Origin of the sequence: Streptomyces sp. NPDC087901, assembly GCF_044742205.1 — a bacterium.
In the GTDB taxonomy this organism is placed as follows: Bacteria; Actinomycetota; Actinomycetes; order Streptomycetales; family Streptomycetaceae; genus Streptomyces.
Genome location: NZ_JBIUUC010000002.1, coordinates 782,089 through 797,497, shown reverse-complemented (window position 1 = coordinate 797,497; position 15,409 = coordinate 782,089). Strand labels below are relative to the sequence as shown.

The following is a 15,409-nucleotide window of genomic DNA, read 5'->3' as shown; positions in this document are numbered from 1 at the left end:
ATCTACTCCTTGGTGGTGTTCACGTGCGCTTCGAGTGGGTCTTGATCGCTGTGGTGCGAGCCGGCCCGGAGGAGTTCCACGGGAGCGGCACCGCGGACCGGGAGCGGTTCCAGCGGTGCCCGGACCGGTGCCGGAGCTCCCCGGCCGGTCCGCTCGCCTCCGGGCCCGTCGGCGTCCGGGGACGTCTCGAATCCTGAGTCGGCGTCCGGTGCGTCCTGCGCCTCGGACTCCTCACGTGCCTCGGCGAGGTCGATGCCGCGCCGGAAGGCCGCCACCAGACCCGGGTCGTGCAGGGTCGGCTCCTCCTCGGTGCGCGGTGCGGGAGCCTCCCTGAGCTGCGGGACCAGGTGTTCCTGATTGGCCCGCCGGGGGAGCTGGGGCCTGCCCATCGTTCCGCGCACGACCCCGGCTTCCGGAGGCAGTGCGGGGACCTCGTCGTCCGTGGAACGCATGCCGGAAAGGGGAGCCGCGGGGGTGGGCCGGTCGAGGCGTTCGGCACGCAGCGGAAGCGGGGGGCCCTCGCCCTGGTGCGGCGTCTGCTGCGGTGTCTGGTGCAGCCTCAGCTGCTGCTGCTTCGGTACGTAGGCGCGACGCTGCGGTTCGGGGGCCGGGGCGGCGGCCTGGTTGCGGCGCCCCGCGGTGTCGTCCGGGGGCGGCGGACGGTGCACGGGGCCGAGGGGCGGGGCCGGTGCTCCGGTGGCCTCGCCGGACCCGTCGTCGGCGCCGAGCAAGGACTGCGGGAGGACGAGCACGGCCTGGGTGCCGCCGTAGATGTTGCTCTGGAGCCGCACGGCGATGCCGTGCCTGCGGGCCAGGGACGCCACCACGAAGAGGCCGATCCGGCCGTCCTGGAGCAGACGGGCGACATTGACCTGGTCGGGGTCGGCCAGCAGGGCGTTCATCCGCTTCTGCTCGTCGCCCGGCATGCCGAGCCCCCGGTCCTCCACCTCCAGGGCGAGACCCGCGGTGACGCGCTGGGCGCGGAGCAGGACCTGGGTCTGCGGGGCGGAGAACACGGTGGCGTTCTCCACCAGTTCGGCCAGCAGGTGGATCACGTCGGCCACCGCGTGCCCGCGGAGTGTGCCGTCGATCGGGGGTACGAGCTTCACCCGCGGGTACTGCTCGACCTCGGCGATCGCCGAGCGCAGCACCTCCGTCATGGTGACCGGGTTGCTCCACTGCCGCCGCGAGACGGCACCGCCGAGGACGGCGAGGTTCTCGGCGTGCCGGCGGATGCGCGTGGCCAGGTGGTCGACTTGGAAGAGCCCCTTGAGCAGATCGGGGTCCTCGACCTGGTGCTCCAGCTCGTCGAGCAGCTGGATCTCGCGGTGCACGAGCGACTGCAGCCGGCGGGCGAGATTGACGAAGACCTCCACCTTCTGGTCCTCGCCGGTGTGCTCGGTCAGCCGGGACGCCTGGACGACGGCGGCCACGGCTCCCTCCTGCTGGCGCCCGAGCTCCTGCGCGAGCAGCTCGAAGCCGTCACTGCCGGGGGCGACGGGCTGCGAGGGACGCCGCGCGGGCACGGGTTCGCCGTTGCGGAGCTGTTCCACCACCCGTTGCAGGTCGGCCTGGCCCTGTGCGCTGGCCCGGCGCAGGGCCAGGCAGCGGCCGAGGACGGTGGTCGCGACCCGGTTGGCGGCCAGGAAGGCGGCCACCATCGCGACGACCGCCAGCCCGCCCGCGGCGCCGAGCGCCGTCCAGAGCTCCGTGGACGGACGGACACCGCCGGCGCGGGCGGTGTAGATGACGGCCGCGGCGCCGGCGAGTGCGACGGCGGCGGCAGGCAGGACTGCGGTGCGCAGGAGTTGGGGGCGTATACGCGCCTCGGGAGACGTCCGGGCAGTGCGCGGCCTGGCCGCGGCCGAGTGGGAACGGGGACCCGGTCGGCCGTGCCGCCCGCCCTCTCGTCGTTCCGGTCGCGCGTCGGGTGCGCGAAGTTGAGACATCAGCGTCCTCGGTACGTGGGGCACCAGGAATCGGCATTCATGTGGTGACACCTACGGTGGTCGGTCATTCTCGGGTCATCGGCCGGGCAGGCTCGGAAAAGATGAGCCCACCGTTGATCACCGGGCACACACGGTAGTCGCCCCGTGCGAGGGTGCGACGGGCAGTTGTGGAACTTGCCCGCCATCCGTCCCGCTCTGGTATGACGTCTCGTACGAGCGACCGATTTCTCCTGGCGAGTACCCGGCGATCCGACACCCGATCGGCGGTACCGCCGACAGCCGGAAGACGCCGCGGCAGCACCGCGGGGTGCCGTGCCCGCGAACGCGGCAAGCCCCCTCGACCGCCGCCGAGGGGGCTCGTTGGGGGGTGCGGCCCGCTACGCCTTGCGGAGCCGGGCGATGATCCCGTCGAGGTCGCGCTGGAACATGTAGTCGCGGAAGACGTGTCCGCCGGGCTCCTCGTGCCATTCGTGCGGGATGCCGGCGCCGCCGAGAAGTGCGCGGAACTCACGCTGTCCGGCGAGTACTTGGTTCTCGTTGACCTGGTCGAACCAGTTGACCGGGTCGGGGCTGGTACCCGCGACCAGGAAGACCCGCTTGTTCCGGTAGCTCTCGATCCGCTCGACCGGATTGTCGGCACTGACCCTGGCCTGGTCCCACAGCGGTACGCCGTAGACCGTGCCGCCGGCCAGTTCCACCGCCGCGGAGGAGGCGTTGGCCCAGTGGCCGACCAGGCCCGCGTCACGGCGCAGACTGGCCGGACCGGAGTGGGCACTCACCGAGGCGAAGTGGCCGTAGTACTTGGCCGCGTACTTCAGCGCGCCGAAGCCGCCCATCGAGAATCCGGCGACGGCCCGGCCGTCGTACTCGGCGTACGTACGGAAGTTCGCGTCGATCCAGGGCAGCAGTTGAGCGATGTGGAAGGTCTCCCAGTTCCGGGGACCGGCGTTGGAGCTGACCGGGTTGGAGTACCAGCCCGCGTGGCCGCCGTCGGGCATCACGACGATGACCGGCCTGCCCGCCGTCCAGGCCCGGATGCCCGCACGGTCGAACGTGATGAAGTCCTGGTCAGTGCCGCCCCCGTGCAGCAGGTAGAGCACCGGGTAGCGCCGGCCACTGGTGTGGTAGCCGTCGGGGAGCAGGACGTTCACTCCCGGGTTCCAGCCGATCGCGTCCGTCGCGAACCGGAAGTAGCGCATGCGGGGATCGCTCTCGTTGCGGTCCACGATGCGCAGCCCGAAGCCGTCCCCCGCGGCACTGGCCGGCGTTGCCGTGGCGAGGAGACTCCCGGCGCCCAGCGCCATCGCCGCGGAGAGCCCGCCGGCGGCCCTGATGACGCTCCTGCGGGTGGGGCGGCTCTCGTTCGCGCTCATGCCGAGTAGCCCTTCGGCGGGATCAGCGTGGCGAGCTGGTCGAAGGAGATCCAGTAGATCTGGTTGCCGCTGAAGGAGGCGGGGTCGGCTATGAGTACGGTGCGGTCCACCTCGTCGTAGCCGAAGACGGTGAAGTAGTGGTAGATCGTCTGGTCCGACGGATAGCCGGGGGGCTGATTGCCGGGCGGGGCAACGATATTGGCCACCAGCGGGTAGTTGCGGTCGATGTCGAAGACGATGTCGTACCACAGCAGGTCCCGCTGGGCCTGGGTGGGCGGGTCGTTCGGCATCTCCTTGGTCTCGTACCAGCCACCGCCGAGGTTCGAGTTGAGCACGCTCGTGACCTGGCCGATGTGGTCGGTGCCGTTCTGGGTGGTGCCGAGCTGCCAGGCCAGGTCCCCCTGGCTGGGCGGGGCCATCCGGGCGGAGAGCGCGATGCGGGTGGCGGCCGGGCCGCACCAGTAGCCGGTCTCCTGGACCTGGTAGTCGATCTGCAGCCAGTGCGCGCTCTGTGTACGTCCGGCGGCCACGTCCAGCCGGGTGCCCGGCTGGTTGTGTCCGCTCACGACTGCCGTTCCGGCCTTCGAGCCGTGCGCGAGCACGGACACGGACGGGGTGTGCGGTACGGGTGACGCCTGGGCCAGGGTGGGCTGGAGCAGAGCTCCGACAGCGGCGACGGCGATCGCGGAGGAGACAAGTCTCTTGCGCATGAAGGCTCCTGAGGAGGGTGGGGGTGGCCTTGCGGGCAGAAACGGATTCGGGAACCGCTCAGCTGTGCGGGACAGCGGGAATCAGCGTCGCCGCTGCCACGCGAAGGGCGCAAGCGACGAAAGTTCAGACTTACGGCGGCACTTGAATGCCCGTCATGCTTCAGTGCACGCCCGTCGTGCTTCAGCGGATGACCGTCATGTTTCAGCGGTCGTCACGCTCCGGACTTCACACTCCGCGCTCCGGCGACCGGCGGGCCCGCTCCTCCGCGGCCAGCAGGGCCCTGCCTTCGGCGGTCGCGACATGGAAGGAGCGTCCGGACTTGCGCACCGTGGCCACCAGTCCCGCCGCACGCAGCACGTTCAGGTGCTGGCTGACGGCGGGGTGGGTCACGTCCAGGAGCCGGGCCGCCTCGACGGTGGAGCATCCGGTGCGTGTGGCACGCAGAATGCCCGCGCGGGTGTGCCCGAGCAGGGGCCCCAGAGGCCCGGAGCCGTCCACGGAACGGGACCCCGGGGCGGCGGCAGGGGCCGGTCCGGCCCAGTCCGCCGTGTGGTGGATCGGATAGACGAGAACGGGCGGCAGGTCCCCGTCGGCCAGCGTGATCGGCGTCGGCCAGCAGAAGAACGACGGCTGAAGTACGAGCCCCCGGCCGCGCAGACGCAGGTGCTGATCGACGGGATACGTCACTTCCAGGACGGGCGGACGCCAGCGGAACTGCGGTCCGAGCCCGGCCAGCAGGCCCTCGGTTCCCCCGTCGAGCAGACTGTGCAGCCGGACGGCGCGGTCGGCGTCGACATGAGCGTGGACGCGCTGCCAGTACGGTGCGAGCGCTTCGCGCTGGTACGTACCCAGGGCTCCACCCAGACGCCGCAGGGTATCGGTGTCCCCACCCGCCAACGAACGGACCCAACCCGGCAGTTGGAGCGAGGACGCCAGGTGGGTCAGGTCGGTCCGCAGCCGTGGCCGCGGGGTGCTCATCAGGGTGTCGAGGGCTCCCTGCAGCGTGGCGCGGTCACCGGACGTGGGGGTGAGGAAGTCGGGCGAGTAGCCACGCGGGGGCAGTAACGACGAAAGCAGCCTGGGACTGTCGGAGAGTCGCGGTCGCACCCAGCGGCGCCATGCACCGAAAACCCTTTCGCCGTCGCGCCGTTGCAGGGTCTGCACGCTGTTGCTGATCTCCCAGAGGAAGTCCGGGCCGGGAGCCACCCTGACCCGCGCCAGATCCTCGGACGTGAAATACACCCGCAGCATGGCCGCTCCCCCGGGACGTAAGCTCCTCCGGGCGCAGCGTACCGCCGTTCGACCGCCCTCCCACCCCGTTCGAACGTCACTGCGCGGGCCGCCCCGGTGACGCACCGAGCCGTCGGGACGTCACTGTGACCACCACCTCGGTGACGCACCGGGCCGCTCGGACCTCACCGTGACCGCCGCCCCCGTGACGCACAGGGCCGCTCGGACCTCACTGTGACCACCACCCCGGTGCTCACCGAGCCGTTTGGGGACCTCACCGTGACCGCCGCCCCGGTGACTCACCGAGCCGTTCCGCACGCCACCGTGACCGCCGCCCCGGTGCACCCGCCCGGGGCCGCGGTCACCGGGGCGGCGACGCGCCCGTCACGCCTGGGCCGCCCGGTCCCGGTCGCGGTCGGGGGTGGCAGCGGCCTTGGCCCCGCCGGGAAGCTGTACGTGCACGGGGGGCCAGTTGCCCCAGCCAGGTGCCGGCTCGGCGGCCACACCACGCCACCAGGGCTCGACGGCGGGCGGATCGGCGGGTTCGAACGGCTGGCCCGGTCGCGGGGCCGCCATCGTCACGCCGGCGAACTGCGTGGCGCGCATGGACCATTCGGCGGGTTCGGCCCACGGATGCAGGGCGAGGTTGAACGTGCCCCAGTGGATCGGCAGCATGACGCCGGCCGACGGGTCGTCGCCCTGGAGGTCGAGATGGGCCTGGACCCCCTCGTCGGGGCTCATGTGGATGTCCGGCCAGGCGCCGGGTTCCGGCTTGCTGTCCGTCTGGTCCTTCGGCCAGTACTGGCTGTACGCACCGATCTGGATCATGGTGGCGTCGAAGGGGCCGTGCTCGGCGCCGATCTCCTTGAAGCCGGGGAAATAGCCGGTGTCACCGCTGTGGTAGATCCGGTGCTCGGGCCCCGCGACGGCCCAGGAGGCCCAGAGCGTGTGCTGCTGGTTGCGCAGACCACGGCCGCAGAAGTGCCGGGCCGGCGTCGCGGTCAGGCTGATTCCGGCGACGGTCGTGGACTCGTTCCAGTCGAGCTCGTGGATCCGGTCCAGGGGCACACCCCAGCGCTCCAGGTGCGCACCGACGCCGAGCGGCACCGCGAAGACCGTGGCCGTGTCCGCGAGGGAGCGGATGGTCGGGAGGTCGAGGTGGTCGTAGTGGTCGTGCGAGATCACCACGACGTCGACCGGGCCGAGGGCGCCGAGCGGCAGCGGTGCGGGGTGCACGCGCTTGGGACCGGCGAAGGCGAAAGGCGAGCAGCGCTCGCCCCAGACCGGGTCGAAGAGCACCCGCCGTCCGTCGATCTCGGCGAGCACGCTGGAATGCCCCATCCAGGTGAGCCGGAGACCGGAGGCGGGGGGCTCGGCGAGATCGGCGAGGGTCGTGGCGTGCACGGGCACGGTCCCGGTCGGCGTCCTGAGTACCCGCTCCTCCTTGCGGAAGTACACCTTCGCGAACTCCAGGGCGGACCCGGACGGTCTGGTCCGCGCCCCCACCGGGTTCTGGAAGATCCCGTCGGCGAAGTTGGGGGAACGACGGATGCGCTCCATACGGACGCCGCCCGGGTCGGCCCCGAAGGCGGCGGGACGCAGCGCACGCAGCCTGGTGCGGAGCGGGAGTGTGGAGTCAGCGCCGGTCACAAGATCTCCTGAGGGAGTCGGTATCGTCTCATTATGGACAGGGGGGACGACTGTGCGAGAGCAGAGCACCCAACGGGATGGCGCTCCGGAAGGACCCGTTCAGCCACGCTGCTGTCCGTACACGTGCTCGACGTGGAGCCGCAGGACGATCCGGCGGTCCCTGATCATGGCCTTGCGGTAGTCGTCCCAGTCGGGGTGCTCGCCGTGGACGTCGCGGTAGAGGGTGATCAGTTCCGCCACGGTGGCGTCGTCGGGGTCGGCGGCCACCGGCGTGAGCTCGGCCGTGCCGTCCACGACCGTCCAGGCCCAGCGGTCCTGACTGGTCACGTGGTAGCTCGCACGCGGGTCCCGCAGCAGGTTCCGGGTCTTCGCCCGGCCCTCGGTGACCGAGACGCGGACGATGCGCTCGTCGGGGTAGTAGAAGTGGTTCACATTGGAGAGCTGCGGTCTGCCGTCCTGCCTGAGCGTGACCAGCACACCGCCGTCCTCCTCGGCGACCAGCCGTAGCAGCCCCTGCTGGTGCGCATCGAATCCCGTCATGCCGAATCCAACGTCCGGTCCGCCCGCAGGATTCCGCATCCGGTGAGGGCTCGTTCCGCATACGTCCGGATCCAGCCACCATCCGCCGGCCCCGACAGCTCCACGGAGCCGATGTCACATCCTGCGGCCCCCGCCCGTCGGACCCGTGTCAGCAGCCCGACGGCGGCGCCCCCACCGCCCCCGCCGGCACCGAGCCGCACCCAAGGAGACCGGTCATGACCGCCCGCATCTCGCTCGACCCTCCCCGCAGCCTCCTGTTCCGCGCCGTCTCGTGGTACTCGAACCGCGTGTACGGAAAGGTCGTCGATCCCCTGCGCGCCGGCGCCCACCACACCGGGGTGCTGTGGGCCTGTTCCCGGCTGGAGCTCTCCGTGGGCCGCTGGAAGCGGCTGGACCCGCAGCTCAAGGCGCTGGCGGTGATGGCGTCCGCGGCCACCATCGGGTGCGGCTGGTGCATGGACTTCGGGTACTGGGTGAACCACAGCCAGGGTATGGACCCGCGCAAGCTCAGCGAGATCCCGGCCTGGCGCGACAGCGACGTCTATTCCCCGCTGGAGCGCGATGTGCTGGCCTACGCGGAGGCCATGACCGTCACTCCGCCGCAGGTGGAGGACGAGATGGTGGAACGGCTGCTCGGTTCGCTCGGCGAGAGGGCGCTGGTCGAGCTGACGACGGTGATCGCGGTGGAGAACATGCGGTCGCGGTCGAATTCCGCCCTCGGTCTCACCAGCCAGGGCTTCAAGGACCGGTGCGAGCTGCAGCCGCCTGGCGCGTCCGGACAGCGCGCTTCGGCCACCGACCGGTGATGCCGCGCAGGCCGCATTGACAGTGCGCCCCCACCATCCCGATACTGACTGGCGATTCAGTAAATGATCGTTGGCCGGCATCGGGGGCGGCGGGTCCGCTCCCCCGGTATCCATGGCACCGCCACGGGCCCGCCCCGATCGCCGTGACCGAGGAGTACCCCGATGACGACACCTCCCGTGTCCCCGCCCGCCCCGTTGATCTCGCTGACCTGGACGGACCACGTCACGGGCCGCCACGGGCACCTCGTCGTGGACCGGCTGGTGCGTGGGGTGTCCAGTGGCGGGCTGCGCATGCGGGCGGGCTGCACGCTGGACGAGGTGGCCGGACTGGCCCGCGGCATGACCATGAAGGAAGCGCTCCACTTCGATGCGGAGCGGTCCGGTGCGCGCTACATACCTCTCGGCGGCGCGAAGGGCGGCATCGACTGCGACCCCCGCGACCCGGCGGCTTACGGCATCCTGGTGCGCTATCTGCGGGCGATGCGTCCGTACGTGGAGAACATCTGGACGACCGGCGAGGACCTCGGGCTCACCCAGGACCTGGTCGACCGTGCCGCCGTGGAGGCCGGGCTCGTCTCCACCGTCCAGGCCGTCTACCCGCTGCTCGACGACGAGACCGCGGCGCGCCGGCGGCTGGCCGACGCCTTTGCCGTCGAGGTGGACGGCATCGGCCTGGACGAGCTGGCCGGTGGCTGCGGAGTCGCCGAGTCCGCGCTCGCCGCGCTGGACGGGGCCGGCATCGCGTACGGCGACGCGCGGGTCTCGCTCCAGGGGCTCGGCACCATGGGCGGGGCGACCGCGCGGTTCCTGTCCCGGGCCGGCCTGCGGGTGGTCGCCGTCGCCGACATCAAGGGCACGATCGCGAATCCGGCCGGTCTCGACGTCGAGGCGCTCCTGGCCGCCCGCGACGCCTACGGCACGGTGGACCGCGGCGTGCTGCGCGCCACCGATCGGGAGCTGCCCGCCGACGCCTGGCTGACGCAGGACGCGGACGTCCTCGTGCCCGCGGCCGTCTCCTACGCCGTCGACCTGACGAACCAGGCCCGGATCACGGCTCGTTGGGTGGTCGAGGCGGCCAACATGCCGGTCCTGCCCGACGCGGAGGCACTGCTCACCGCACGCGGGATCACGGTGCTGCCCGATGTCGTCGTCAACTCCGGCACCAACGCATGGTGGTGGTGGACTCTGTTCGGTGACATCGGCGCCGACGCGGACGAGGCCTTCGCGCACATCCGGCGCGCGATGCGCGCTCTCATCGAGCTCGTACTGGCCCGCGCCGCGGCGGACGGCTGCACTCCGCGCGCGGCGGCGCACGCCGTCGTCGCCGACCGGCTGCCGGTGATGGCCGACCGCTTCGGCTGGTACCGCTGACCTCAGGTCCGGGGCCCCGTGGCCCATGGTCTCCCGCGTGGATCACGCTGGGCTCGTGGGCCCTGGCGCCGCACCCTGATCCACCCGTATCCAGCCAGATCCAGCCAGATCCAGCCTGATCCGAACGAAAGGCGCCGGCGCTGCGCGGCCGGCGCAGCCGGTGAAGACTCCGACGCCTCCAAATCGGGATGCGCGGACATGTGGTGCTGATCGCGCCGGACAGCAGTGGATGAGCGGGAGAGACCAAGGGGCGGGCCGGTTCCGGTCCCGCCCCCGGCCTGCGCCGGAGCATGCATTGGTTAGGGTGACGCTGTGGCAAGAGTGCGGTTGGGTGTGGCGGAGCGACGCGAGGAGCTACTGCGTGCTGCCGTCGAGCAGATCGAGGTACGGGGTGTCGCGGCGGTGCGGATCGCCGATGTGGCGTCCGTGCTCAACGTGAGCAACGCCCTCGTGCTCTACCACTTCTCCACCAAGGAGAAGCTGGTCGCCGCCGCCTTCGCGCACGCCGCCGAAGCCGATCTGGCTCAACTGCGCAAGCTGCTGAGCCGGCGCACCACCGCGGTCCGCCGACTGCGCGCGGCCGTACGGTGGTACGCGCCGACGGGCCAGGCCAAGGGGTGGCGGCTGTGGATCGAGGGCTGGGCGGCCTCCCTCCGCGACCCGGCGCTGCGCAATGTCGCGGGCGATCTCGACCAGCAGTGGAAGGCGGAGCTGGCCGAGGTCATCGAAGAGGGCGCGGCAGCGGGCGAGTTCCACTGCGACGACCCGATGTCCGTGGCCTGGCGGCTGACAGCGCTCCTGGATGGTCTGGCGGTGCAGATGACGTCGTACGCGGGTCCGCTGTCCCGGGCCACGATGCTGGAGTGGACCGAGGAGGCGCTCGCCCGTGAACTGGGCATCGACCACGAGGCCCTGACCGCCTGACGGCATGACGGCGTGACGGCGTGGCAGGTTCGACGGCGTGACGGCGTGGCAGGTTCGACGGCGTGACGGCGTGGCAGGTTCGACGGCTTGGCGGCCCGGCCCGCCGCCCGTCCCTGTCTGCCCGCCGCCCGCCCCTGTCTGCCCGCCGCCTGGGTGCCGGTCAGGTCTGACGCACCGGCGCGTAGGTTTCGCCCTGGAGTCCGAACGTCCAGGCGACGCCCTCCCGCGCGGTCCTGGTCCGCGGCGGCACTCGGAGCCAGTACGTCCGATGTGTCCCGTCCGTCTCCGGAGTGGAGTTGACCACCTCCACCATGACCACGTCCTCGTCGCCGTCGAGCGCGATCCGCCAGAGAACGCCCGTCTCGTCCCGGTGCAGCGGTTCGGCGCCGGACTCGGTGAGATAGCGGTCGTATCCGTAGAACTCCAGCATCACGCGGCGCAGTTCCGCGTTGTCCTCGGCACGGATCCGCTCGGGTGTCAGCGCCCCCAGTTCCGCGAGGAATGCGGCGGGGACGGGCATGCCGCGCCAGGCGTACAGGGCGAAGCCGTCGCGGTAGGCAAGCGCGGGGCCGTCACCGCTGTCCAGCCGGCCCGCCTCGTCCCGGTGCAGCGTCTCGGGGCGTTCGGTCATCACCACGGTGCGCTCGTAGGGCCACCACCAGCCCGCGTTCCTCGCGACGGCCGCGAGTCCGGCGAGCCGCTCGCCCCGGCCGTCGAAGGCGGCGAGCCAGGCCGCGTCGTGCTGGCCCAGGACGGCGTCGAGCAGCACCAGCCGGACATCCGACTCGTCCTCGGGCTGCACGGCGAGATCCGCCACCACGCCGGCCCGTATGCGGTCGGCGAGCGCCGACGTGGTCTCCCAGAGCTGAGCGCCGGTGGCGGACCACAGCGCGGACCAGCCGGCCGGACCCAACTCGTCGTACATCCGGCGCCGTTCCTCCGCCCAGGGACGGGTCCGCACGTCGTCACGGACCGAGCGCCCGGGATCGGTCAGTTTCTCCACCGCCTCGACGGCGGCCCTGGGCGAGTCGGCCCAGACGAACTCCTCCGGCTCGGCAAGACCCGCGCTGCGGTAGGCCAGCCGTACCCCTTCCTCGGCCGCCGTCCGGTCCGCCGCGCCGGTCGCCGCCGCCACGGCCCGCCATGAGTCCACGTACTGCATCGTTCTCCCCGTCCCCTGTTCCTGTGTCCCTGTGTCCTGTGCTCCGAATGCTTCGGATGCTTCGGATGCCCATACGTTTCCGGACGCTCATACGCTTCCGGATGTTTCCGGTTCCTCAGTCCGCGACGATGCGGACCGCCCCCGGCGCGTACTCGCGCTGGCGCACGACCCGGAACCAGCCCTTCGGCAACGAGATCACCGCGTGCTCCTCGTGCACCACGCGTCCGCCGTCGGGCAGATGGAGCAGCATCGGGCCGAACACTCCGCCCTCCCGGATCAGCCGTCCCGGCCCCGGCACGGCGTGCGCATGTCCGGTGACCTCGCCGAGCGCGAGGACCAGCCGGCCGCGTCCGTCGCGCAGTTCGCCCGGTGCCTCCAGGAGGTTCGCGGGCACCGCGGACTCCTCCAGCGCCATGATCAGTACATCGCCCTGCCGGTACACAGACGTCTCCCCTCGGTGCGGCACCTGCTGTGCCGGCCACATGGAAAACGCTACGGCGGGGGTCTGACAACCGGCCGGTGAGCACCGTCGGCGGGGGCCCGGTCGCCCCGTTGTCAGTGGGCCTTGATAGACCTTGCGCACATCAATCCGTTGCCGTCATCAGGAGATCAGGGCCATGTCCGATGTGGACCACCTGCACGAGCTGCTCGGCCTGCCGGCCGTCGACTTCCGGTCCGGGACGAACGCCGGCTCCCGGCCGGCCGCCGGCGCGGCGGCCTGGCGCGTCTTCGTCGAGCCGTACGAGGACGAGGACCGCACCTGGGAGCAGGAGTTCGCCGCGTTCCTGGACGAGGTGGACGCGGCCGGTGTCCGCGCGCTGATCATCGGGCAGTGGGGCGAGTCGTACGAGGAGAAGTCGTCGTATCCGATCGGGCTCGTGATCGCCGCCGCCGAGCGGCTGACATCGCTGGAAGCGGTGTTCGTCGGCGATCTGACGATGGAGGAGGCGGAGATCTCCTGGATCGAGCAGAGTGATGTCACCGCGCTGCTCAGCGCTTTTCCCGCGCTGGTGGAGCTCGGGGTACGCGGCGGTTCCGAGCTCGTCTTCCCCGCCACGAAGCACGAGCGGCTGCGTTCTCTCACCATCGAGACCGGCGGACTGCCGGTGCAGGTGGTGCGTGGGGTGCTGGACAGTGAACTGCCCGCGCTGGAGCGGCTCGACCTCTGGCTGGGTGTCTCCGCCTACGGAGGCGACACCGACGTGGCGGATCTCGCGCCGCTGCTGTCGGGGACGCGCTTCCCTGCCCTGCACCACCTCGGTCTGCGCAACAGCGAGGTGGAGAACGAGATCGCGGCCGCCGTCGCCTCGGCCCCGCTCGTGGCCCGGCTGCGCACCCTGGATCTGTCCTGCGGCACCCTCGGTGACGAGGGGGCCGCGGCGCTGCTGGAGGGCCAGCCGCTGACGCATCTCGACGTCCTCGATCTGCACCACCACTTCCTCACCGAGCCGATGGAGCGCCGGGTCACGGAGGCCCTGGAGCCGCACGGCGTGCGGGTGGATCTGTCGGACCGCTGCGAGCCATGGGGCGACCGCGGGGCTGCGGGCCGGTACGTCACGGTGTCGGAGTGATGGCGCGATGACGGATATCGAGCACCCCGAGACCTTCCACGGCCTGCCCGTCTTCACCCTGCCGCCCCCTGCTGAGGAGGGCTCGACCCCGGCGGCGTTGCCCGAGGCCGGCTCCGTGGCCTGGCGGCTGGACTGCGCCTGGGAGGGACCCGCGTTCCCGGGGATCTGGAAGCACTTCCTGGACACGGTCGACCCCGCAGCAGTCCGTGCTCTGCTGATCGGACCCTGGTGGCCGGACGACTACACCTCCTTCGCTCCTGTGGCGGAACTGATCGTCTCCGACGCCGGACGCCTCCCGGCGCTGCGCGCGCTGTTCCTCGCCGATGTCGTCGGCGAGGAGTGCGAGGTGTCCTGGCTGGAGATGTCGGACATCACCGAACTGGTCGAGGCGTTCCCGCGCCTTGAGGAGTTGGTGGTGCGCGGCGGCGGGGATGCCGTCCCCGAGGCGGAGAAGCTTCAGCTGCGTCCGCTGCGGCATCCGGCCCTGAAGTCGCTGAGGTTCGAGTCCGGGGGGCTGCCCGGCCATGTCGTCCGAGCGGTCGGCGCCTGCGAACTGCCCGCCCTGGAGCGGCTGGAGCTGTGGTTCGGCGCCACCTGGTACGGCGGCGACGCCACCGTGGAGGACATGAGACCCGTCCTCTCCGGCAGCGGCTTTCCCCGGCTGCGCCATCTCGGCCTGCAGAACAGCGAGATCCAGGACGAGATCGCCGCGGCGATCGCGTCCGCTCCGGTCGTCGCGCAACTGGAGTCGCTCTCGCTCTCCATGGGCACGCTCAGTGACACGGGTGCCATGGCCCTTCTCAACGGTCAGCCGCTCACCCATCTGACCTCGCTCGATCTGCACCACCACTACCTCACCGAACCGGTGATGTCCCGGGTCCGGGAGCTGTGTGCCCGCGAGGGCGTCCACGTCGATCTCGACGAGGCGGACCACTGGGATCCCGAGGACGAAGAGCCCCGTTATGTCGCGGTCAGCGAGTAGCGCGCCGCGCCTGGCGGTCGTCGGCAATCCCGGCAGCCGCCGGGTCGGCCTCTTCCAGGACGCCGTGCGCGCCGCCGGGCTGCCGCCGGCCCGCACGGTGTCCTGGATCGACGTGCTGAGAGGTGAGGCGGCCTTCCTGCCCGGGGAGACGGTCCGCATCGACTCGCCCGGCGAGGACGCCGAGGTCGAACGGATGCTGCGCGGGGTCGACGACCCGACCAGGGTGGAGGGCTCGGCCCTCTGGTACGCGCGGTTCACCACCGCCGTCCGGGGCGTGACGCGGGCGGCGACGGCCGCCGGTGCGCTCCTGCTGGACAGCCCCGGCGACATCGCGGTGCTGTTCGACAAGCGTCTGTGCCACGGTGTCCTGGATGCCGCGGGCGTTCCCGTCCCCGCTTCGCCGACATCGGGACCGGGTGCGCGACCTGTCCAGGACTGGGCCGATGTGCGTGAGCTGATGGCGGACCACCGCATGCCGCGCGTGTTCGTGAAACCCGCGCACGGTTCCTCCGCCTCCGGGGTGATGGCCGTGGAGACGGCCGGCCCCGGCCGGATCCGGGCCGTCACCTCGGTCGAGCGCGACCCGGCCGGCCGGCTCTTCAACTCGCTCAGGGTGCGGCGCTGCACGACGGAACGCGAGGTGGCGGCAATCGTCGACGCACTCGCACCCGACGGTCTGCACATCGAGCGCTGGGTCCCCAAGGCCTCTCAGCGGGGCCGGGTCGCGGATCTGCGGGTCGTGGTGGTCGACGGCCGCGCGACTCACGCCGTCGTCCGCACCAGCCGCTCCCCCATGACCAACCTTCACCTCGGCGGTGCGCGCGGCGATCTCGACGAGGTGCGGGCCGCCGTCGAGGCGGCGGGCGGCAGCTGGACCGAGGCTCTGGCCGTGTGCGAGAGGGCGGCCGCCGTCTTCCCGGGCACGCTGTGCGTGGGCGTCGACCTGCTGCCCGCCACCGGCTGGCGGCGCTTCGCCGTGGGCGAGGTCAACGCCTTCGGCGATCTGCTGCCGCGGCTGACCGGCCTGCCGGGCAGCGGCGCCGAGGGCCTGGACACCTATGCGGCGCAGGTCGCCGCCGTACTGAACCGAGCAAGGAACCACCGTGTCAGCGCAACATCCTGAATCGCCCTCCGGTGTCA

The 15,409-nt window shown here is 71.6% G+C and carries 14 protein-coding genes; 6 read left to right on the top strand and 8 right to left on the bottom strand.

Features of this window, described 5'->3' with window-relative positions; all coding sequences use genetic code 11:
* Positions 1-2 precede the first annotated feature (2 nt).
* From ACIOEW_RS08960 to ACIOEW_RS08935, 6 genes are all read right to left on the bottom strand, one after another.
* Positions 3-1,949 carry an ATP-binding protein gene (locus ACIOEW_RS08960; RefSeq protein WP_401962717.1) on the bottom strand — a complete coding sequence of 649 codons (1,947 nt, stop codon included), beginning with the start codon at positions 1,947-1,949 and terminating at the stop codon, positions 3-5.
* Positions 1,950-2,326: 377 nt separating this feature from the next.
* A complete protein-coding gene (locus tag ACIOEW_RS08955) occupies positions 2,327-3,322 on the bottom strand; it encodes an alpha/beta hydrolase (RefSeq protein WP_401962714.1) in 996 nt (331 codons plus the stop codon).
* Positions 3,319-4,032: a C39 family peptidase gene (locus ACIOEW_RS08950; RefSeq protein WP_362541631.1), complete on the bottom strand. Its 714-nt coding sequence runs from the start codon at positions 4,030-4,032 to the stop codon at positions 3,319-3,321. The genes ACIOEW_RS08955 and ACIOEW_RS08950 overlap by 4 nt, the downstream gene beginning before the upstream one ends.
* A 226-nt stretch (positions 4,033-4,258) precedes the next feature.
* On the bottom strand, positions 4,259-5,284 hold the full coding sequence (locus tag ACIOEW_RS08945; protein WP_401962711.1) for an ArsR/SmtB family transcription factor: 1,026 nt from the start codon (positions 5,282-5,284) through the stop codon (positions 4,259-4,261).
* 363 nt (positions 5,285-5,647) lie between these two features.
* Positions 5,648-6,913, bottom strand: coding sequence for an MBL fold metallo-hydrolase (locus ACIOEW_RS08940; protein ID WP_401962708.1), 1,266 nt, complete (start codon positions 6,911-6,913; stop codon positions 5,648-5,650).
* A 99-nt stretch (positions 6,914-7,012) separates the two neighbouring features.
* Positions 7,013-7,453 carry a PPOX class F420-dependent oxidoreductase gene (locus tag ACIOEW_RS08935; protein ID WP_401962705.1) on the bottom strand — a complete coding sequence of 147 codons (441 nt, stop codon included), beginning with the start codon at positions 7,451-7,453 and terminating at the stop codon, positions 7,013-7,015.
* Positions 7,454-7,668: 215 nt separating this feature from the next.
* On the opposite strand from ACIOEW_RS08935, the gene ACIOEW_RS08930 reads away from it, so the two are divergent.
* From ACIOEW_RS08930 to ACIOEW_RS08920, 3 genes are all read left to right on the top strand, one after another.
* Entirely contained in the window at positions 7,669-8,259 is a 591-nt protein-coding gene (locus ACIOEW_RS08930; protein WP_401962702.1) for a carboxymuconolactone decarboxylase family protein, read from the top strand.
* A 162-nt stretch (positions 8,260-8,421) separates the two neighbouring features.
* Positions 8,422-9,630 (top strand): Glu/Leu/Phe/Val dehydrogenase dimerization domain-containing protein, encoded by a 1,209-nt coding sequence (locus ACIOEW_RS08925; RefSeq protein ID WP_401962699.1) that lies wholly within the window; start codon positions 8,422-8,424, stop codon positions 9,628-9,630.
* 333 nt (positions 9,631-9,963) lie between these two features.
* The gene (locus ACIOEW_RS08920; protein WP_362542185.1) at positions 9,964-10,554 is read left to right on the top strand and encodes a TetR/AcrR family transcriptional regulator; all 591 of its coding nucleotides are present in this window, start codon (positions 9,964-9,966) and stop codon (positions 10,552-10,554) included.
* A gap of 160 nt (positions 10,555-10,714) precedes the next feature.
* Here the strand turns inward: ACIOEW_RS08920 and ACIOEW_RS08915 are convergent, their stop codons facing one another.
* Entirely contained in the window at positions 10,715-11,716 is a 1,002-nt protein-coding gene (locus tag ACIOEW_RS08915) for a DUF6745 domain-containing protein (protein WP_401962696.1), read from the bottom strand.
* A 115-nt stretch (positions 11,717-11,831) separates the two neighbouring features.
* Entirely contained in the window at positions 11,832-12,158 is a 327-nt protein-coding gene (locus tag ACIOEW_RS08910; RefSeq protein WP_136330525.1) for a hypothetical protein, read from the bottom strand.
* A gap of 175 nt (positions 12,159-12,333) precedes the next feature.
* Here ACIOEW_RS08910 and ACIOEW_RS08905 point away from each other — a divergent pair, with 175 nt between their 5' ends.
* Genes ACIOEW_RS08905 through ACIOEW_RS08895 form a run of 3 tightly spaced genes read left to right on the top strand, consistent with a single transcriptional unit; the run spans position 12,334 to position 15,392 of the window.
* Positions 12,334-13,287, top strand: a complete 954-nt coding sequence (locus ACIOEW_RS08905; RefSeq protein ID WP_401962692.1) for an STM4015 family protein — start codon at positions 12,334-12,336, stop codon at positions 13,285-13,287.
* 7 nt (positions 13,288-13,294) lie between these two features.
* Positions 13,295-14,269, top strand: a complete 975-nt coding sequence (locus ACIOEW_RS08900; RefSeq protein WP_401962689.1) for an STM4015 family protein — start codon at positions 13,295-13,297, stop codon at positions 14,267-14,269.
* Positions 14,250-15,392: an STM4014 family protein gene (locus ACIOEW_RS08895; protein WP_401962687.1), complete on the top strand. Its 1,143-nt coding sequence runs from the start codon at positions 14,250-14,252 to the stop codon at positions 15,390-15,392. Before ACIOEW_RS08900 ends, ACIOEW_RS08895 begins: the two co-directional genes overlap by 20 nt.
* The last annotated feature ends 17 nt before the right edge of the window (positions 15,393-15,409 follow it).

What these genes read in the sequence shown, in the direction of transcription:
- ACIOEW_RS08960 (WP_401962717.1), bottom strand. Translation starts at nt 1,949, where the DNA reads ATGTCTCAACTTCGCGCACCCGACGCGCGACCGGAACGACGAGAGGGC.
- ACIOEW_RS08955 (WP_401962714.1), bottom strand. Translation starts at nt 3,322, where the DNA reads ATGAGCGCGAACGAGAGCCGCCCCACCCGCAGGAGCGTCATCAGGGCC.
- ACIOEW_RS08950 (WP_362541631.1), bottom strand. Translation starts at nt 4,032, where the DNA reads ATGCGCAAGAGACTTGTCTCCTCCGCGATCGCCGTCGCCGCTGTCGGA.
- ACIOEW_RS08945 (WP_401962711.1), bottom strand. Translation starts at nt 5,284, where the DNA reads ATGCTGCGGGTGTATTTCACGTCCGAGGATCTGGCGCGGGTCAGGGTG.
- ACIOEW_RS08935 (WP_401962705.1), bottom strand. Translation starts at nt 7,453, where the DNA reads ATGACGGGATTCGATGCGCACCAGCAGGGGCTGCTACGGCTGGTCGCC.
- ACIOEW_RS08930 (WP_401962702.1), top strand. Translation starts at nt 7,669, where the DNA reads ATGACCGCCCGCATCTCGCTCGACCCTCCCCGCAGCCTCCTGTTCCGC.
- ACIOEW_RS08925 (WP_401962699.1), top strand. Translation starts at nt 8,422, where the DNA reads ATGACGACACCTCCCGTGTCCCCGCCCGCCCCGTTGATCTCGCTGACC.
- ACIOEW_RS08915 (WP_401962696.1), bottom strand. Translation starts at nt 11,716, where the DNA reads ATGCAGTACGTGGACTCATGGCGGGCCGTGGCGGCGGCGACCGGCGCG.
- ACIOEW_RS08905 (WP_401962692.1), top strand. Translation starts at nt 12,334, where the DNA reads ATGTCCGATGTGGACCACCTGCACGAGCTGCTCGGCCTGCCGGCCGTC.
- ACIOEW_RS08900 (WP_401962689.1), top strand. Translation starts at nt 13,295, where the DNA reads ATGACGGATATCGAGCACCCCGAGACCTTCCACGGCCTGCCCGTCTTC.
- ACIOEW_RS08895 (WP_401962687.1), top strand. Translation starts at nt 14,250, where the DNA reads ATGTCGCGGTCAGCGAGTAGCGCGCCGCGCCTGGCGGTCGTCGGCAAT.